The sequence below is a fragment of the Synechococcus sp. M16CYN genome, assembly GCF_040371545.1.
Lineage (GTDB): Bacteria > Cyanobacteriota > Cyanobacteriia > PCC-6307 > Cyanobiaceae > Parasynechococcus.
This window is the reverse complement of record NZ_AP029048.1, coordinates 1,051,434-1,070,415: the sequence shown is the minus strand read 5'-3', so window position 1 is coordinate 1,070,415 and position 18,982 is coordinate 1,051,434. Positions and strand designations below refer to the sequence as shown.

Here is an 18,982-nt window from a genome sequence, read left to right as displayed (position 1 = left end):
AAGTTTACTAAAAACGCTTCAACCGTTGAGGCGAACAGACCTCTGATGTATCCAATTGTTAACGATCCCTCACAATACCCGCAACACGCTGTATCTCGAGCAGTCCGACGGCTGGTGGAGTCTTTAGCAACCACTGTAATGGTGATTGGTTTACTACTCACGCCCATCTCTAGAATTCAGGCCTTGAGCGATAGCCAAAAACTTGTGGTAGACAGTTGGCAACTTATAAATCAAGCCTATTGGAACCCAAAACGGCTTGAAGACGTACATTGGCGACGTCAACGCCAAAGGACCTTAGAGAAGACTATTCAGAGTAGCGAAGAGGCGTATGCCGCTATAGAGAGTATGTTGGCACAAATCGGCGATCCATACACAAGACTACTACGGCCAAAAGATTATGCAGCCTTGAAAGATAGCACTAACGGTAGTCTCAGTGGGGTGGGTCTTCGACTTGGACCTGATGATCGCCAGGATCAGTTGATTGTGATCTCGGCTTTGGATGGATCTCCTGCCGCTGATGCAGACGTAATGAGTGGCACGCGACTACTGGCGGTGGACGGACAAGAAGTTGAAAGTCTTGGGTTGGAAGGCGCTGCCAATGCCCTCCGAGGAGAAATTGGCACACAAGTCATCTTGACACTGCAGCAGGGAAGCAGTGAACCCAAGGAGTTGATTCTGGAACGGCGCAACGTGGACCTTCGCCCCGTACGCACGCGCCGCTTACGTACCGAGTCCCACACTCTCGGTTATCTCCGAGTCACGCAGTTCACAGAAGGGGTGCCAAAGCAGGTGTCAGAGGCGTTGAATGAACTTCAGGAGAAGGAGATTGAAGGATTAGTACTGGACCTTCGCAATAACTCCGGAGGTCTAGTAAGCTCCGGTCTGACTGTTGCTGATGATTTCCTGAGTGGCAACGCAATCGTTGAAACCCGAAACCGAGAAGGAATCACAGATACCATTCAGGCCGGAGCATCGACACTATACGACGGACCAATGGTGACTCTCGTAAACGGCGGAACAGCAAGTGCCAGTGAAATTCTTGCTGGTGCTTTACAGGATAGCAGTCGATCTGTATTGCTAGGCAATCGCACGTTTGGGAAGGGTCTAATCCAAACGCTCACCAGCCTGGGCGACGGTAGCGGGCTTGCTATCACAGTGGCTGGTTATGTGACCCCCAGCGGTCGAGATATTCAGAATGCAGGAATCGAACCCGATAAATTTTTGTCGAGTCCGGAACCCCTCAATCCGGGTGGCGAAGGAGACCGTTGGTTGAACGAGGCTGAGCAGTGGATGACGTCGTTATTAGCACTCAAAGACAATTCTTCAACTTCATAAAGTAGTGCAAGCACCGTGGTCCGCTGCGCCAGGAGATCAACGCTTCCGCATGACTAAAAGTAAATCACTGCCGACTCTAATGGCATTGCATTTTATGTTAATGATATTAATCGGGTGTTTTGTTTTGCGTTCTCCAGCTTCGATCATGGTCTATAGAGCCAAATCAAGCTGACTTAACTTAATATTTGCACCGGATATATCTCACTCGGTTTCTCACGATTTTTAAGTCTGTCTGCCGATAAGCTTCAGGGCCGGGGCTCCGCCAGTCCATTCCAGTATCCCAAACGCTAGAGTTACTTCAGCACCATCGCGCGAGACCAATTTATGATCTTCCTTTAGAGTGTACGTGAATTCAAGTGCCTAAACCGCGTCTCACTTACGGTGTCGTCGGCGAGTCAAGTGAAAGTCTTTGAATGAGTTTCTAGCGTGAACCGAAAACCTAAAGGATGAGATTGCAACTTCCAGACTATCGATCTAAACACTGGCAAGAGGCCGTAACGGAACTGCTCGACGCCTCAACCGTTGAGAGGGTTGACATTGACTGTGGAAACTGGCTACTTAACTGTACGGACTTACAGGCAATGATAGCCAGAGTCCATCAAAGTGGGCGGCAGTTGGGACGCGTGATTAGCAGTATTCCCGAAACTGTAGTGAGCGCGTCAGCCTTGGGCTTAGAAGCGAGTCTGCAAGAGCTGGACTGTCCTAATGCCGTGGAACTATCTCAGCCTAAAGTCTCCTCCGAAATTTCGAGCCAACAGCTCGAAGGAGTGACATTCCATTTTGGCACGTTGCGATCAGGTGACCACTTTCAGAGTGATCGCAGCGTCCTTGTCTATGGAGACGTCAATCCTGGGGCCGTTATCACTGCGTCGGGAGACATCTCTATATGGGGACGGTTACGGGGTGTAGCCCATGCTGGTGCTGGATTGGATAGGAGAACTGGTGCTCGGATCGTGGCGATGCAACTGCGACCCTTACAACTACGTATTGCTGATGTTGTGGCCCGTGGGCCAGAGGATTTTCCCCAACCTGGACTTGCAGAGCAGGCGACTCTAATCGATGGCGTCATCACAATCGAGCCAGCCGAAGTACATAGTCTTCGGCGTGGTTGATTTTATTGCCACACCCAGTAAGGAGATTATTCTTATCAGAACAAAGCGGAATCCTGGTGTCGACGACCCGAACGATCCTGATCTGCTCCGGCAAGGGTGGTGTCGGCAAGACGACCACAACAGCTAATCTCGGTATCACCTTAGCCAGGCTCGGTGCAAGGACTGTTGTTATGGATGCTGATTTCGGCCTGCGCAATCTTGATCTGTTATTAGGTCTCGAGAATAGGATCGTCTTCACCGCTCAGGAAGTGTTGGCTGGGACATGTCGGTTGCAGCAAGCCCTCGTTAAACACAAACAAGAGCCCAACCTAGCCTTATTGCCTGCTGGCAATCCTCGGATGCTCGAGTGGCTTACTCCAAGCGACATGAAAGCAATTGTGTCTTTGTTAGAAAAACAGTTCGATTATGTTTTGATCGACTGCCCTGCGGGCATAGAAGACGGCTTTAAAAATGCAGCTGCAGCTGTTCGTGAGGCTATCGTTGTCACCACCCCTGAAGTTGCCTCTGTTCGCGACGCCGATCGTGTCGTTGGCCTTCTCAACATTCGAGGGGTAGCGCCAGTACAGCTGGTTTTGAATAGGGTGCGACCCAAAATGATGTCCAACCAAGAGATGCTTTCCGTTAATGACGTTACGGACATTTTGGCCCTTCCATTACTTGGCTTAGTTCTTGAGGATAAACAAGTGATTGTTAGCACTAACAGGGGCGAGCCCCTAACCCTGGTAGATAGTGGATCCCCCGTGGCTAGAGCTTATAGCGATGTTGCTCGCAGGCTCCAGGGAGAAGACATTGTCATGATAGATCCCTCTGAATCGCGTCAAGGGATCCGCGCCAGGGTGCGTCAACTGATGCAAACCAGACTTTTTTAAATCGATGACTGTCAAAGATTTCATCGACAAACTACTGGGCCGCCAGGACTCCAGCGCTAGTACAGCTAAGCGGCGCTTACGCCTTATGCTAGCTTACGATCGCAGCGATCTTAGTCCAGAGCTGCTGGAGCAGATGCGTCGCGAGATCTTTGAAGTTGTAGCTCGTTATGTTGAGATCGATATCGAAGAAGGTGAGGTGAGCCTCGAAACCGAGGACCGTGTGACCACCCTTGTGGCAAATCTTCCAATTCGAGGATCAAGCTGTTCGGGTATTCGGCGATAAATAGAAACACTTTATTTTACTGTATCTAAGCAGTTCAGCGAAATAGCCTGGTAGAGACTGATCGATAAAATGTGTGAGTGCCGGCTTAGCTCAGTGGTAGAGCAGCGCTTTTGTAAAGCGAAGGTCATCGGTTCAAGTCCGTTAGCCGGCTTTTGAGGAACTAATAGTTTCCGTCCTTAGTTGTCTTGGGCAGCCAACAACCAGAGACCGAACCCCACCAAAAGCCAAGGGAATACGGTGAACTCAAATAAAGGGGTTAAGGCGAGTTCCAGTGGCTCAACTACCCAGTGGAGAAACGTCATTACAAAAATACAAAGTCCAATTAGCGCGATCATTCCGCTTCATTCAATCCTTCCGGCATCACAGCACCATGGCGTGCAACGTGCCAACGGTGTAAACCTGTCCAGATCAAGATGGTGCTGGCCTGGCCAGAATGCAATGGCCAGGGCTGTGGTCCAAGCTGAGCAACAGCCGGAAACCATTGAGCAGCCTCAAAGGCATTAGTGGCGGCAGGCTTACCAGATAGATTTGCACTGCTGGTGGCAAGAGGACCACTCAAAGTAAGCAATTCCCGTGTCATTGAACAGGCCGGGAGACGACATCCAAGGTTGACACCACCAGGATTAAGATGGTCCACGTAATTTCCCTGTGCTGGGAGCACTAAAGTAAGTGCACCAGGCCAATGCTGTTCCGCCAGAGCCCTGGCATCGTCGTAGCAAACAGGATCGACTTCGCATAAGAGAGCATCAGCTGTCGCTCCCATCAAAATCAGTGGTTTATCAGCAGGCCGTTGTTTGAACTCCCAAATTCGCTGGGCATATTCAGGCAGAACAGCCAATCCAGGCAATGTATCTGTCGGAATGATAACTACTTCAGAAGCTTGTAAATGGCGCACTAAAGACGTAGGGCCGAGCATGATTGGATTCAAAGGAACGGTCATGGGACCGATCGCGAATCTCGCTGCCCCAAAGCAAAACGCAACACCCCCTCAAGATCAGAAGCGGCGGTGACGTTCACCAGCCCAGATGCCAGCATCAAGTTCCGAACCCGCTCACTTTGATCATAGTGATGTTCCAGCAATAACACCCCATTAGGAGCTAGAGCGCGCGGTGCATCGGCAAGAAGAGAACGGATCGCATCAAGGCCATCCTCTCCGCCTACTAATGCGATGTGTGGCTCATGATCACGCACCACTGGATCTAGCCCACTCATTAGCGGTTGGGGAATGTAGGGAGGATTGCTAATCACCATTTCAATTTGCCCCCATGAAGGGCGTAATGGAGTCCACCAAGATCCGCGATGAATTCTACATTTGTGTTGGGGTGCTAAGGCCTGGAGGTTGCGCTTTGCCAGCGATAAAGCACCACTACTTAAATCCACTGCATGTCCTTCCGAATGGGGCCAGGCTCTGCACAAGCTGACAGCGATAGCACCTGAACCCGTTCCCAAGTCAGCCCAACATCGCGGTGGTCGCTTCACCGCATGAGCTAAGGCCAAGTCCACTAGAATCTCAGTCTCTTGACGAGGAATTAAGGCCGCGTGTGATACCTCCAGCAGTAGGTCGCGCCAAGGACAAACACCAACCAAATGCTGAAGCGGCTGGGAATACTCAAGATGGCGCAACCAGAGCTTTTCCAGCTTGCTCAATGATTTCTGCACGGGCACAGTTTCTTCTCCTTCAGGGTCCAATAGAAGTCGCTGCAAAACAGAACGGGATACTCCGGCACCAAGATCCAATAGCCAGTCAAGATCTGCAGCACGCCCCCCACGCTGAAGTTGATGGCGACGCCAATTCAGCAGGTCTGTACTAGCAAGAAGCTGCGATGCCATCAAAATCTGTGCTTTCGCTAAAGACCCTTCAGCCTCACATGCCAACACCTCTTGATGCCTAAGAATCAAAATCTGAAGGGTGGGACGACTAACACTTCAATTTCTAATGATGCCAATCTAGTGCGCCTTGGGCGAGTTCACACTAAAGCAAATTAAGTTGAATATTGGATCGAGATAATTCATAGGATCAGTAAGGCGGCTTGGTTTTGGATTAGATGCCTTGCTGACACGGGACAGTCAGCGACGTGTATGGCCTAGAGAGAGACAAATTGCACGGGTATCTAATTTAATAAAATTAAGTCACTTGCAAATTAAGCCAACACCACGCTTAGAATATTCCACCTATGTGAGAGATCGCGGCGGCGCTGATGTTAATCGATTACGCTCTGAAACAACATCACTGCTGCCCGTAAGCTTCTGCAGAGTTTGCTTCGTCAGTCATGTTTAGAAACTTGCTTATTGCTGATTCAGGTAAGGGCCACGTAGAAGAAATGATCCGCATGTTGCAGGACATCTCCAGCATAAAAGCAGCGCGCGTAAATTTGCTGCATGTCGTGCCAGAGCAAAGCCAAGCAGGCTTCGAGAAACACCGTAATGACGCTCAATGCATTCTCGACAGAGCGATCAGCCTCATGGGCCTTGAACCTAGATCTGCCCGAACCCTAGTTCGTGAGGGTGACATCAAACAAGTAGTGCTCAAGGTGGCCGATGAGTTAGATGCCGACTTAATTGTGATGGGATCGAGAGGACTTGGACGCCTTCAGTCTATCCTCGCCAACAGCACCAGTCAGTATGTTTTTCAACTTTCTACTAGACCGATGCTGCTCGTAAGAGATGACTTGTACATACGTCACATCAACCGAGTGATGGTGACAATTGACGGCACCGGAGTGAGTGACGATGCTATTCGAGTCGCTTGCCAGTTAGTGAACGATATACCTGGCGGAACCTTGACCGGTGTGCATGTGGTGAGACAAGAACCAACCCCATCCCGGGAAGGACGAACCGAGAATAACGACAACGTACTCGATGCGGCAGTTCAAAAAGCGCGGGGTCTGGGAGTAGGCATCAAAACCATCCGTGCCCAAGGGACCAATGTGGGCCGCTGCGTGTGTACAGCAGCCAAAAGCGTAAATGCTGACCTACTCGTAATTGCATCACAAGACCGTCGTCCCCTTGTGGCACGTGGACTTGTCGACCTCGACAAGCTGCTCGGGGGATCTATCAGCGATTACATCCGTGTCCACGCTCCTGCTCCGGTTTTGCTTGTCCGTGAACCAGAACGTCGTTAAAAGTTTTTTAAATGGAAATAATATTCAGCTCTCGCTGCGATTTGTACCGATGTAGAGGATGATCAGGAAGATCGCCGGAACCAGAATGAACATGAGGCTGGCGACGAATCCGAGATCGTTGGTTTCCATGGTCGCTGAAGGAGTATCCGCGAAGGTATCACTGGCAGGTGACTAAGGGCGCAGCAGGGTTATGCCTCTTCATTGGCGGTAGCACCCGAAACTTTCTCATCAGAGTCGTTTCCGACCATGTCTTTTTCACTTTCAGGCTCGCTATTGGGAGAAGTTGGCCAGGCAATAGGTCCTGTGGGTAAAGGAGCTTGACGAGCAGCTGCAAGGCGGGCTTTTGCTTCTGGTAAGCGCACTTGAGGACGGGTCAACACCAAAAGCGATTTTTCAACAAGCGCTTGACAGGCCAAGCGCCAATCTTGAGGGCGGCGACGAAGCTTGTTGTCTTCTACAGGAGTGCGAGCCGTCAAAGCATCAGCATCGCTCCCATCAATGACGGCAACAAAGCAGGTGCTGCACTGACCGCATCCACCGCAGTTACCAAGCTGACCTTTAAGACCGTAAAGCTCGATGCGTTCACGTAGGGCTACTTCACGTAGATTTTCTCCGGGGTAGCACTCCACGTCACGACCTTCACGAACAAAACGGATTGCCGGCATGAGGTTAAACGTCACACAAGCCCCCATCATGTAGTCAAAGTTTGCATTTTGTGCACATTCGTAGAGTGAAAACCTTGTGACCGGAAGTTGCAGGACTGTCGGAATTCGCAATAATTACGATCAACTACCGAACAGAAACCTTTAGGATCCCCTTCGTTTGGCTGCGTGTTTACGTGGCCTTGTCCCCCGAACTTGTACCTATGGGATTGCCCTGGTATCGGGTGCACACCGTCGTCATTAATGACCCGGGTCGCCTTTTGGCTGTGCACCTCATGCATACAGCTCTGGTTGCCGGCTGGGCCGGCTCCATGGCCTTGTACGAATTGGCCATCTTTGACCCGTCTGACGCTATCTTGAATCCGATGTGGCGTCAGGGCATGTTCGTGATGCCTTTCATGTCCCGCCTAGGAGTCACCGGTAGCTGGGGTGGTTGGAGCATCACTGGTGAAACCGGGGTTGACCCAGGTTTTTGGAGTTTCGAAGGTGTTGCTGCCGCCCACATAGTTTTTTCTGGTCTGCTAATGCTGGCCGCCATCTGGCATTGGACTTACTGGGATCTTGAAATCTGGCAGGACCCTAGAACCGGAGAACCTGCGCTTGATCTACCCAAGATTTTCGGTATCCATCTTCTACTGGCTGGTCTTGGCTGTTTTGGATTTGGAGCTTTTCACCTCACGGGAGTGTTTGGGCCTGGCATGTGGATATCAGATCCATATGGTATTACAGGTCACTTGCAAGCTGTGCAGCCTTCTTGGGGGCCGGAAGGATTCAATCCTTTTAACCCCGGAGGCATCGTTGCACACCACATAGCTGCAGGAATTGTCGGAATCATTGCTGGAATTTTCCACATTACAACCCGTCCCCCTGAGCGTCTTTATAAAGCTCTGAGAATGGGCAATATTGAAACCGTTTTAGCTAGCGCAATTGCAGCAGTATTCTTCGCCGCATTCATCGTAGCAGGGACTATGTGGTACGGCTCTGCCGCCACCCCCGTTGAACTTTTTGGTCCTACTCGATACCAATGGGATCAGGGTTATTTCAAATCGGAAATTAATCGTCGTGTTGAAGTTGCTATGGATAACGGCGCTACTCGAGGAGAAGCTTTTGCTTCGATTCCCGAAAAGCTAGCGTTTTATGATTACGTCGGTAACAGCCCAGCGAAAGGTGGCTTGTTCCGAGTTGGCCCCATGGTGAATGGCGATGGTCTAGCTACATCCTGGCTTGGTCATGTCGTGTTTACCGACGGCAACGGCCGTGAACTTCAAGTGCGACGTTTACCTAACTTTTTCGAGAACTTCCCGGTCGTTTTGGAAGACGAACAAGGAATTGTTCGTGCTGATATTCCTTTTCGACGCGCTGAAGCCAAGTACTCTTTTGAGCAGCAAGGAGTTACCGCTCAGGTATTCGGCGGAGCACTTGATGGCCAGCAATTTGCTGATCCTGCAGACGTGAAACGCTTGGCACGTAAATCTCAGTTGGGTGAAGCGTTCGACTTTGACCGTGACACCTACCAGTCCGATGGTGTTTTCCGTAGCTCACCTCGCGGATGGTTCACCTTTGGACACGCGACCTTCGCGCTTCTTTTCTTCTTTGGTCATATTTGGCACGGTGCTCGCACCCTGTATCGCGATGTGTTCGCGGGTATTGACCCAGACCTGGGTGATCAAGTTGAGTTCGGCTTGTTCGCCAAATTAGGAGACAGATCCACACGCCGTTTGCCTGAGGGATACCTACCTCCAGCGGGGACACCTCTTAATTGATGATCTTTCCTATCTAATTAAGTCAAGGAGAACTCTCGATGGAAAGCTTCGCTTACGTCCTCATACTCTTTTTTGCAATTGCGACATTATTCTTTGCCATCGCCTTTCGCGATCCGCCAAAGATCGGTAAGTAATCAGATTGGCAAAACCCCACTTCGGTGGGGTTTTTTATGCTTAATCAAACAGCAAATGTGAGCAAGTTCAGTTGCACCATGGACTTAGTTATCGAAAACCGAACGAAGCGGTCCAAGTCTGCCAAAAAACTCTTACTGAAAATAGACATTGAGCGGTTGCCCTTTTCAAGTCACAAATCAATGCTTACAGTCAATGCATATTCATTTTGGAACTGGGTTGCAGTGTCCCTCTTGCCAAAACACAGATAGCCGAGTCCTTGAATCCAGGGCTGCAGATGGTGGGCGCAGTGTGCGACGTCGTCGGGAGTGTCTCAATTGTGATTTTAGATTCACTACCTATGAACGAGTTGAAACTGTTCCAATCATGGTTATCAAACGCGATGGGAGCAGAGAAATCTTCAATCGCAATAAAGTACTTCACGGTCTGAACCGTGCTTGCGATAAAATAAGGCTTGATGAGTCACGGATCGAAAATCTAGTCGAGCACTTGGAGCTACACCTTCAGCAACGTGCAGAGAAAGAGATCGCAAGCGCTGAGATTGGCGAACTGATTCTAGAAGGACTCAAACAGATCAATGAAGTTGCTTATATCCGCTTTGCCTCTGTTTATCGACAGTTTCGCGGTATTGACGATTTCGTTTCCACCCTTGAAACAATGAATACTGAACAAGGGCACCTGGCCGCAGTGGTTTGAAGTCTAATATATCTGTAGAATTGCACACTGTCCGTAGAGCGTCGGCGGGTGTTCTGCGTGAATTATTCGAACTGCCCACACGAGGTAGACCGCCAGATCTCCATGACCGCAACGCCCATTGAAGAGCAGACCCAAGATCTCAGCAGCGCAACATCAACCGCAGCAGTCTCTGCTGTTGCCGCGGTAGATAGTGTTGTTACTACTGAGCAAGTATTCGAAATAGAAGAACTGGGTCTCCCTGAAGATGTTCCGACAGCTGATGATCCCAGCAACAGGGCCAACCGCAACAATCTCGAGGATGCCGGTTTTACTTTAGATGAGTTTGCGTTATTGCTCAGTAAATACGACTATAATTTTAAACCCGGCGATGTTGTTAACGGTACTGTCTTTGCGCTGGAATCTAAAGGCGCTATGATTGATATAGGAGCAAAGACAGCAGCTTTTATGCCTCTACAAGAGGTGTCGATTAATCGGGTAGAAGATTTAGGTGATGTTCTCCAACCTGGAGAAATCCGTGAATTCTTCATCATGAGCGAAGAAAATGAAGACGGACAGCTAGCGCTTTCCATTCGAAGGATAGAATATCAACGCGCCTGGGAACGGGTTCGCCAGCTTCAGAAAGAAGACGCTACGATCTATTCGGAAGTATTTGCAACCAATCGCGGTGGTGCATTAGTTCGCGTCGAAGGATTACGTGGCTTTATTCCTGGCTCTCATATCAGTACACGCAAGCCAAAAGAAGAGCTAGTCGCCGACTTCCTTCCACTTAAATTTCTTGAAGTGGATGAAGAGCGCAACCGTTTGGTCTTGAGTCATCGCCGCGCCTTAGTAGAGCGCAAGATGAATCGCTTGGAAGTGGGTGAAGTAGTAGTTGGCGCGGTTCGTGGTATTAAGCCTTATGGCGCCTTTATCGATATAGGCGGCGTAAGTGGGTTGTTGCACATCTCTGAAATTAGTCACGAGCACATTGAAACACCCCATTCGGTTCTGAATGTGAATGACCAAATGAAAGTGATGATAATTGATCTTGATGCGGAGCGAGGTCGCATTTCCCTTTCTACCAAAGCTCTTGAACCTGAACCGGGTGACATGCTTACTGATCCTCAGAAGGTATTTGACAAGGCTGAGGAAATGGCTGCTCGCTACAAACAGATGCTTCAAGAACAAGCCGAAGAAGGAGAAGATCCAATCAGCTCGATGATGATTTGAGTCGCTGATGGCTATATGGCTACCTTACTGCTAAAGGGACAGCCCATTGGTACGGTTGACGGGGTGCTGTTTGACAAAGACGGCACCCTCTGCCATAGCGAGCCATATCTCCTTGACTTGTTTGAGCGAAGGGTTAGCGTAATTCGGGATCTCTGGATCCAATACAAAGGGTCTTCTAATCTTGATCAACTTGAGATCACTTTACGTAAAGCCTTTGGACTTCGAGGAGGAGCACTTCATCCAGGAGGAACCCTTGCCGTAGCAACTCGCCAGGATAATCTCATCTCAACAGCGACCATTTTATGCATTTTTGGTTCTAGCTGGCCTGAAGCTATTGCTTTAGCAAATATCTGTTTTAAACAAGTTGATCAGCAGCACGATAATGGTGGGGACTCGCGTCGGCTATTAACAGGCGCAAAAGCACTGCTGGAAAAGTTAGCTCGTGCATCCATCCAGAACGCAGTGATCAGCAATGATACCACTGTAGCGATTCAAGCCTTTCTGCGAAATCAAGACATTAATTCACTCATCGTCGACTGCTGGAGTGCCGATAATCGACCAAGAAAACCAGATCCGAATGCAGTGCGACAACTCTGTACTCGCCTCAATCTTGCTCCGTATCAGTGCGCTTTGATCGGCGATGCGGAGACAGATTTAGAGATGGCGAAGGGGGCCGGTATTGGCTGCATCATTGGTTACTTTGGCGGATGGCAGTTGAATCCCGATCTACCTTCTGCGATCCATCGGTTAGATCATTGGAATGAGCTTGATCTTGAAGCTGACTTGTAAAGTCCTTGCAAGACATCAATCTGCATGAGCCGTTACGTCTTCACTTCGGAATCTGTTACCGAAGGCCATCCGGACAAAATTTGCGATCAGGTAAGTGATGCCATCCTGGACGCTTTACTCTCACAAGACCCTAGCAGTCGTGTGGCCTGCGAAACAGTTGTAAATACTGGCCTTTGCATGATTATGGGTGAGGTAACCTCAAAAGCGAGAGTGGATTTTATCCGTCTCGTTCGGGATGTGATCAAAGAAATCGGATATAGCGAAGCCCGAGCAAGCGGATTCGATGCTAGCAGCTGCTCTGTGCTTGTGGCATTGGATCAGCAATCTCCAGACATTGCTAAGGGTGTGAATGAAGCAGGTGACCATGTTGGTGATCCTTTCAGCAAGGTTGGTGCCGGTGATCAGGGGATTATGTTCGGTTACGCCTGTAATGAGACTCCAGAATTGATGCCGTTGCCTATCAGTTTGGCGCACCGCTTAGCACGTCGCCTTGCTGAAGTGCGCCACGACAGAACCCTCGACTATCTCCTACCTGATGGTAAAACCCAAGTCAGCGTGGTTTACGAGAACGGTCAACCCGTCGCCATTGACACAATTCTAATTTCTACTCAGCACACTGCAGAAGTGGGCGGAATGAGCGACGAGCAAGCTATTCGCAGGTATATCACTGAAGACCTCTGGATCCATGTGGTAATTCCTGCTATTTCCGGTCTCAACCTCGACCTCGAGACCAATCGAAAAAACACTAAATACCTCGTCAACCCTACAGGCAAGTTTGTCGTGGGTGGCCCTCAAGGGGACGTTGGTCTCACCGGACGCAAAATCATCGTAGACACCTACGGTGGCTACGCTCGCCATGGTGGTGGCGCTTTTTCTGGCAAAGATCCTACTAAGGTGGATCGCTCAGCTGCCTACGCTGCGCGCTTTGTTGCCAAAGCTCTTGTAGCCTCTGGTCTAACTAAACGGGCTGAGGTTCAGCTAAGCTACGCAATCGGTATTGCCAAACCCGTTTCAGTTCTAGTGGAATCTTTTGGCACCGGAAAGGCATCTAATGAAGATCTAGCTGCCCTTGTTCAAAGGCATTTTGATCCACGTCCAGGCGCCATTATCGAAAACTTTGGATTGCGTCATTTACCTCAACAACGCGGCGGGCGCTTTTACCAAAACACCGCGGTCTATGGACACTTTGGCCGCAATGATCTCAATCTTCCCTGGGAAGACGTCGACGCAAAAGCGGAAGAACTGCGCAAGGCCTGATTGAGTTATGAATGTTTTGGTGCTTGGCATCGATTTGGGTACTAGTGGTGTTCGTGTTGCCGTCCTTGATCAGAAGAAATCTCTCCGATACTCACAATCCATCTCTTATAACGTTGGTCTAAGCAGATCCGAAGACTGGATACAGAGTTGCTCAAAGCTAATCAAGGGGATCCCCTTTGACCAACGACGTAGAATTAGGGCCGTCGCAGTTGATGGTACATCGGGCACTTTGCTCGCTTGTGATGAGCAGGGAGTGGCCTGTGGACCTGCTCTAGGCTATTGGCAGACTTGTCGGGGGTATGAGCAGCAGCTGCAGGAGCTAGCACCGGAAGGAGGCCCCGCTGCAAGTAGCAGTGGCAGCTTGGCACGTGCACTTCACTTAACCAAAATGTATGGCTCATCCACGCTCCTACGTCACCAGGCGGATTGGATCAGTGGCTGGCTTTTAAATGACTGGAGATGGGGCGAAGCAAGCAACAACTTCCGCTTGGGATGGAACCCAGAAAATAGTTGCTGGCTTAATTCACTCTCTGAACAAGTATGGCAGAACCGACTGCCCACCATTCGCTCCAGCGGCATTAGGCTGGGGACAATAGCGAGAGCAAGAGCAAAAGAGCTTCGACTTCCTGCTGATCTTCAAGTCTGCACTGGCACGACGGATTCTAATGCCGCGGTGTTAGCCGCAGAACCCGGTGAAGATGACGGCGTTACAGTTTTGGGAACTACCCTAGCGATGAAACGTTTCACAAAGCACCCAGTTCAAGGGCAAGGCGTAACAAATCACTACATCAGAGGAAAATGGCTCTGTGGCGGCTCATCCAATGCTGGAGCAGGCGTGTTGCGTCGATTCTTTACCGATACGCAGCTAAACGAACTCAGTCGCCAAATCAATCCCGAAAGTGATAGTAACTTGGTATTTCGCCCACTGCCCCGACCCGGGGAAAGGTTCCCGGTGGATGATCCGACCCTGCAGCCAATACTGGAACCACGCCCCACAAGTGACGCACTGTATCTTCATGGTTTGTTAGAAGGACTTGCCGAAATCGAGGCACAAGGCTGGGAAACCTTGGCATGTTTAGGAGCGAATCGCCCCAAGAGAGTGATCAGCCTTGGAGGTGGGGCACGCAATCCGCAGTGGCGGAGGATCAGAGAGCGTCGTTTGGGCTGTCCAGTAATCACCTGTAATCAGCCGCCTGCAGCAGGAGTAGCTCGATTAGCTCTTAGCGATGGCCAAGGTCAAACAATCGACTAAGCAAGACTAAATGGAATAATTTGTAAAAAGAATCAATTCTTCAAATAAGAACCCAAGCAAATTGCGTGCCGAGCATTTTGTTGCAAACCTCCCCTCTCAAGAGGCTGAATAACCGCATAGCTTTATTCTCACACTTAAGTCTCTCGATAAAACTCACCAATGGTCGTCATCAAGCCGATACGCGACTTTACTAGTCTAAGCCGAGTTTCATATACCTTCAACAACGTTGCGAAACCTAAGCAAAAGACTGCTATCAATCGCTATCGAGAAGAGGAAAGACTTGGTAAGCCAGTTCTGACAAAGGGACTCGCTGCCAAAACCGTTTATCAATATAAGGAAAATTTGTGCAACACCACCGGCATTGGCATTGGCCAGCGCATCCACAGCGAATGTCCATTCACTGTGGATGCAGATGAATTTGCCTCTACGGGAAATGACGCCTTAAAAGCTGCCATTACGGCGGCTTACAAACAAATCTTTGGAAACCTTGGACTAACAGAAAACCAATGCTGTATCGAGCTTGAGTCTCGATTGAGGCATGGAAGTATCTCTATCCGCGATTTTGTAGCTGGTCTTGCCAAATCCGATTTTTATAAGCAAAATTACTTCTTCCAAGTCTCTCCCATCCGTGGAATCGAGTTGAGTTACAAACATCTCCTTGGGCGCCCACCAATCAATCAGACTGAAGTAAGCGCAGCTATCACTCTTATCGCCGAGCAAGGGTTTGATAATTTTATCGAGAAGATCACACATTCAGAGGAGTATTTGGAAATATTTGGAACCAATACTGTTCCTTATTTACGCGCTTGGACCTCGGCAGCAGGTACCTATTGCTCCACATTTACCAACCTTGGACGAGTCACTCCTGGCAATGCTGCTTCAGACACCACGATCGAGAGTCGCAGTCAGCTATTAATGGAATTCAGTAATGCTAGGCGTTTGAGTACAGCCGAGGGTGGCTATGAAGTCCTAGCTTTTTCTTATTCACGTGCAATGAATGATCCAACTTCTGGAGCATTTGCTAGAATATTTTCACCGAAAACGACAAAATTTCTAACCTGAATACACTTTGTATTTAGTTTCAAGATCGTCTTGAATGAAAACATTATAATCACATAGTCTCGATGCTTTATAGTGTTCTTCTATTTTATCATGTCAACAAAACCACAAAAAGTGATTTCCATTCTCTTGTTTGTAATATTATCATGCTACATTGGATTTAGTGTTGTTCGGCTGAGTGCACTGCTTTGGCAGTATCTGGGTTAATCTTTTGTAATCTCTAGTATGTCTACTGATCCTTTAACTCCTGCTGTGAGTGCGCGTATCTGCGCCCATATGAATGATAGTCACGCTGATGCTGTGGCAGCTTACTCAAGGTATTATGGAGGAGCAGAATCACCTCAACAAGTTCGAATGCTTACTGTTGAGGCCGATTATATGACGCTTGAGGTCGATGGGAGCACTCTTCAAATCCCGTTTGACCATACCCTGAAGGACAGTGAGGATGCTCACCGGACTCTAGTAGCTATGCTTAGAGCTATGCCCTGTAGCAATGGCAAAGACTCGTAAGGGAAAATCCCTTCCTAAAGCTACAAGTGAACTTTATTGAAAATTGTGACGTAGCCCGCAGCAACTTCAAAGATGTAAATTCGGCCGATCACCTTACAATAAACGAGCTGAGACCACGATTCCTAAATAGTTCTACGACCGGCATAAACCGAAGCGATCAAATCTGTTGATTGCAAGTTGTGTTAAAATTTTACATCGACTAATCACACATTTAGACCGTGCAAAGTATCGGCTCGGACTTGTCTACTGAGTCAAAGTATTGATAGCTTGCTGCTATGGCTGGCAATGTTGACTAATCCATCATTAGGGTAGCAACTTTAAAGAAACTTCCATCTCCGATCTATTTCTAAAATCTTCCAGACGGTATGCATTTGCTTTAACAACCCCCTCTAGGTCATCACTAGCAGCCGGACGGACCGCAATGCTACCGTTTCGCCATCATCCAACGTCACCCATTAGCATGGTTGTCGTATACAATGGGTAAGGAAGTTCTTTAACCTGACTCAGGCGCTGTCTTTGATTAGATCAATCCATAGGATCACTAGCATCCTTGCTCATGGGATCATTATTCCCGTGATGCAGCTGTTTTTAGTCAGTGACTTAGACTCAGCCTGTTGTCGAGGCGGCGTGCCGGGATAGCTCAGTTGGTAGAGCAGGCGACTGAAAATCGCCGTGTCCCCAGTTCAAATCTGGGTCCTGGCATTTTTAAAATATCCAAACATCACCAGGTAGAGATCAACTTGCTGTGTTGTGTCACACTGTCCTCGCTAAAAGTATTCGCACAAGCGAGGATAATTAACTAGTAATATAAGTATTGGTAATATAAAAGTGATTTTGCAGCGCCTAGAGTTTTTAGGCAGCATGATCGCAAATTCCAACCCTTCTAATACCAAGACACGAAATAAAGAGGTTTTCCGCAAACTTTTCTATAAAAACTTATCCCTTTTGCTAAGAATAAGTCAGATATATTATGTATTCAACTAGATTTTTTATAGGGACAAATACCAAACCTATAAATTGGACAGGGTTTAGAAGATCTCTAATATATTCACGATCAAATAAATAATTATGTTTACGCTTACTTACTCGATAAATCAGTTTACTTATCTTTTCATATTTAACCTGGATGTAAGAAAAATCGTTAGCAGTAGCTTTTAATATCCGATGCGATATTTAGCGGATTAGCCTATCATACATGTTTTTCCAGCTGCTTCCACTCTTAAGGCTGCAAGTAGTATTCTACTATAAATATCAATGCTTTTAAAAAAGATAGCCTATTTAATATAATTTTTTCTGATCAACTAAAACTTTATGAACCTCTAGAAATAGTTGAATCCCAAATATATATTGACTGGTATCAGTCTTAATTTTTTAAACAAAAAATTCGTAGTTCATCTTTATATCTCATATAGTTATTTAAGTAAACCTATCTATTATCTTAGTTAGAGATCTGATTTTATCAGTAAATACATACTAATTCCTAATTAATCTATAATTAAAGAGTCTTGATTATAAGAGTATTGCTTAGAAACTAAATAATTGTGAAATAAATTTATTTTTACCCGTTTATAGAATGCAAAAATTTGCTAGTCTGTATAGAGTATTGAGGTTCTATAATTTTGAATCAATAATCTTTTCTATATTAATTCGTAACTTTGTTTTAAAAGCTAAAACTTGATCTCTCAAGATTTTTGCTATTTTGTTGAATCTGGGAAGTTAAATAAGCAACTCTTGCTTATCTTAGAACACTAAAAATACAGAAGAGAAAATAATTGCTTAAAGACTTAACTATTAGATAGTTTACTGATCTTATCACTTAAAATCAACTGTTCACATTAAATCTTTATGCAGAATAAAACTGCGTTAAGCTATTATAGCTAGCCTCATATAAACTATGCATAATAATTACGACAGATAACCGGTGATAAACCTAACCTTATCCAGTTTAATTCGATTAGTCTGTATCATGAAAATGATTTCATTATTATGATAATTATTGAGGGCCGGCCATGGCGTGTAAAAAACTTTGTATGAATGAAAAACGCATAATCTCTTGTGAGTATCTCTTCTGATTTAAACTTTATCTTAGATTATTACGATTTATTAATGCAACGTATTAAAAACGGATTAAAAGTATTTTTAATCACAATATTTCTAATAATAACCGTTTTTTATCTACAGCGATATGGTATCAAGCCTTTGCAAAAAGTTGTTATAAATATGGGGTTATGGGCACCTCTAGGAATCGCTCTGCTCCGTGGAATTAGTATTATCTTACCGGCGCTACCCAGCTCAGTTTACTCTTTGCTAGCCGGATCTCTTTTAGGATTTAAGACAGGTTATTTAACTATTATTTTAGCTGATCTAACATTCTGCAATATAGCATTTTTTATGGCACGCATTTGGGGACGTATACCTGTCAGTCGACTTGTAGGAAAACGTGCCATGGAACGTATCGATAATTTCAGTCAAAATCAACTGGAGGGTAACTTCTTCTTAATAACTGGTTTATTAATGACTGGTCTCTTTGACTTTCTAAGTTATGCTATTGGAATTAGCCAAACTAATTGGAAGGTCTTTGCACCAGCTTTACTAATCAGTGTACTAATCAGTGATTCCATACTAGTTGCTGTTGGGGCAGGGATTACTCAAGGAGCAAGCGTAACGTTGGGTTTTGTTCTACTCGCCATGTTTATTTTAGCAATACTAACCGGAATACTAAGAAGAAATAACTCATGATCATAAGTGATGCATTTCAATATATGTATTGACGATATATAAATCAAAACATATAATATTTACATGCTTATTCTTTAATAGTTATCCTTGCTGCGAGATCAAAAATGTATTATAAATTTAATTCTCTTAAAAATTTTGAATCAAATTAGATTTATTCACGGCTACATTAATTGCACTTTAGATAATCTAAGAT

Annotated in this window: 20 protein-coding genes and 2 tRNA genes; 17 read left to right on the top strand and 5 right to left on the bottom strand. The window is 47.0% G+C overall.

Translation table 11 applies throughout. From position 1 onward, the window contains the following. Nucleotides 1–45 precede the first annotated feature (45 nt). The 5 genes from ctpZ to ABWV55_RS05240 all read left to right on the top strand — a co-directional run bounded on the left by ctpZ (nt 46) and on the right by ABWV55_RS05240 (nt 3,750). Nucleotides 46–1,335: a carboxyl-terminal processing protease CtpZ gene (gene ctpZ, locus ABWV55_RS05260; RefSeq protein ID WP_353291130.1), complete on the top strand. Its 1,290-nt coding sequence runs from the start codon at nt 46–48 to the stop codon at nt 1,333–1,335. Between the two features lie 446 nt (nt 1,336–1,781). Continuing rightward, nucleotides 1,782–2,447 carry a septum site-determining protein MinC gene (locus tag ABWV55_RS05255; RefSeq protein WP_353291129.1) on the top strand — a complete coding sequence of 222 codons (666 nt, stop codon included), beginning with the start codon at nt 1,782–1,784 and terminating at the stop codon, nt 2,445–2,447. Nucleotides 2,448–2,503: 56 nt separating this feature from the next. Then, on the top strand, nt 2,504–3,316 hold the full coding sequence (gene minD, locus ABWV55_RS05250; RefSeq protein ID WP_353291128.1) for a septum site-determining protein MinD: 813 nt from the start codon (nt 2,504–2,506) through the stop codon (nt 3,314–3,316). Between the two features lie 4 nt (nt 3,317–3,320). Continuing rightward, the gene (minE, locus tag ABWV55_RS05245; protein WP_353291127.1) at nt 3,321–3,599 is read left to right on the top strand and encodes a cell division topological specificity factor MinE; all 279 of its coding nucleotides are present in this window, start codon (nt 3,321–3,323) and stop codon (nt 3,597–3,599) included. A 79-nt stretch (nt 3,600–3,678) separates the two neighbouring features. After that, nucleotides 3,679–3,750 (top strand) — tRNA-Thr (locus tag ABWV55_RS05240). A 25-nt stretch (nt 3,751–3,775) separates the two neighbouring features. Here ABWV55_RS05240 and ABWV55_RS05235 read toward each other — a convergent pair. Genes ABWV55_RS05235 through prmC form a run of 3 tightly spaced genes read right to left on the bottom strand, consistent with a single transcriptional unit; the run spans nt 3,776 to nt 5,429 of the window. Then, a complete protein-coding gene (locus ABWV55_RS05235) occupies nt 3,776–3,934 on the bottom strand; it encodes a hypothetical protein (protein WP_353291126.1) in 159 nt (52 codons plus the stop codon). Next, complete coding sequence (locus ABWV55_RS05230) at nt 3,931–4,539, bottom strand: L-threonylcarbamoyladenylate synthase (protein WP_353291125.1); 609 nt, start codon at nt 4,537–4,539, stop codon at nt 3,931–3,933. Before ABWV55_RS05230 ends, ABWV55_RS05235 begins: the two co-directional genes overlap by 4 nt. After that, nucleotides 4,536–5,429, bottom strand: a complete 894-nt coding sequence (gene prmC / locus ABWV55_RS05225; RefSeq protein ID WP_353292596.1) for a peptide chain release factor N(5)-glutamine methyltransferase — start codon at nt 5,427–5,429, stop codon at nt 4,536–4,538. The genes ABWV55_RS05230 and prmC overlap by 4 nt, the downstream gene beginning before the upstream one ends. Nucleotides 5,430–5,869: 440 nt before the next feature. On the opposite strand from prmC, the gene ABWV55_RS05220 reads away from it, so the two are divergent. Next, nucleotides 5,870–6,721, top strand: a complete 852-nt coding sequence (locus ABWV55_RS05220) for a universal stress protein (protein ID WP_353291124.1) — start codon at nt 5,870–5,872, stop codon at nt 6,719–6,721. Between the two features lie 24 nt (nt 6,722–6,745). On the opposite strand, the gene psbM is transcribed toward ABWV55_RS05220, so the two are convergent. Both psbM and ABWV55_RS05210 read right to left on the bottom strand, forming a co-directional pair. Further along, on the bottom strand, nt 6,746–6,850 hold the full coding sequence (gene psbM, locus ABWV55_RS05215; protein ID WP_353291123.1) for a photosystem II reaction center protein PsbM: 105 nt from the start codon (nt 6,848–6,850) through the stop codon (nt 6,746–6,748). 59 nt (nt 6,851–6,909) lie between these two features. Beyond that, complete coding sequence (locus tag ABWV55_RS05210; protein ID WP_353292595.1) at nt 6,910–7,386, bottom strand: 2Fe-2S iron-sulfur cluster-binding protein; 477 nt, start codon at nt 7,384–7,386, stop codon at nt 6,910–6,912. A gap of 200 nt (nt 7,387–7,586) precedes the next feature. On the opposite strand from ABWV55_RS05210, the gene psbB reads away from it, so the two are divergent. The 11 genes from psbB to ABWV55_RS05155 all read left to right on the top strand — a co-directional run bounded on the left by psbB (nt 7,587) and on the right by ABWV55_RS05155 (nt 18,789). Further along, complete coding sequence (gene psbB / locus ABWV55_RS05205) at nt 7,587–9,146, top strand: photosystem II chlorophyll-binding protein CP47 (RefSeq protein ID WP_353292594.1); 1,560 nt, start codon at nt 7,587–7,589, stop codon at nt 9,144–9,146. A gap of 38 nt (nt 9,147–9,184) precedes the next feature. After that, on the top strand, nt 9,185–9,280 hold the full coding sequence (locus ABWV55_RS05200; protein ID WP_353291122.1) for a photosystem II reaction center protein T: 96 nt from the start codon (nt 9,185–9,187) through the stop codon (nt 9,278–9,280). A gap of 217 nt (nt 9,281–9,497) precedes the next feature. Further along, complete coding sequence (gene nrdR, locus ABWV55_RS05195) at nt 9,498–9,974, top strand: transcriptional regulator NrdR (protein WP_353292593.1); 477 nt, start codon at nt 9,498–9,500, stop codon at nt 9,972–9,974. A 102-nt stretch (nt 9,975–10,076) separates the two neighbouring features. After that, the gene (locus ABWV55_RS05190; protein WP_353291121.1) at nt 10,077–11,183 is read left to right on the top strand and encodes a 30S ribosomal protein S1; all 1,107 of its coding nucleotides are present in this window, start codon (nt 10,077–10,079) and stop codon (nt 11,181–11,183) included. A gap of 15 nt (nt 11,184–11,198) precedes the next feature. Further along, nucleotides 11,199–11,972: an HAD-IA family hydrolase gene (locus ABWV55_RS05185; RefSeq protein WP_353291120.1), complete on the top strand. Its 774-nt coding sequence runs from the start codon at nt 11,199–11,201 to the stop codon at nt 11,970–11,972. Nucleotides 11,973–11,996: 24 nt separating this feature from the next. After that, a complete protein-coding gene (gene metK / locus ABWV55_RS05180; protein ID WP_353291119.1) occupies nt 11,997–13,229 on the top strand; it encodes a methionine adenosyltransferase in 1,233 nt (410 codons plus the stop codon). Nucleotides 13,230–13,236: 7 nt separating this feature from the next. Then, nucleotides 13,237–14,481 carry an FGGY-family carbohydrate kinase gene (locus tag ABWV55_RS05175; RefSeq protein ID WP_353291118.1) on the top strand — a complete coding sequence of 415 codons (1,245 nt, stop codon included), beginning with the start codon at nt 13,237–13,239 and terminating at the stop codon, nt 14,479–14,481. A gap of 159 nt (nt 14,482–14,640) precedes the next feature. After that, entirely contained in the window at nt 14,641–15,543 is a 903-nt protein-coding gene (locus ABWV55_RS05170) for a phycobilisome rod-core linker polypeptide (protein ID WP_353291117.1), read from the top strand. A gap of 222 nt (nt 15,544–15,765) precedes the next feature. Continuing rightward, on the top strand, nt 15,766–16,050 hold the full coding sequence (locus ABWV55_RS05165) for a DUF2470 domain-containing protein (RefSeq protein WP_353291116.1): 285 nt from the start codon (nt 15,766–15,768) through the stop codon (nt 16,048–16,050). A 629-nt stretch (nt 16,051–16,679) separates the two neighbouring features. After that, nucleotides 16,680–16,752: transfer RNA gene (locus ABWV55_RS05160), tRNA-Phe, on the top strand. A gap of 1,404 nt (nt 16,753–18,156) precedes the next feature. Then, nucleotides 18,157–18,789, top strand: coding sequence for a VTT domain-containing protein (locus ABWV55_RS05155; protein WP_353292592.1), 633 nt, complete (start codon nt 18,157–18,159; stop codon nt 18,787–18,789). Nucleotides 18,790–18,982: the final 193 nt, after the last annotated feature.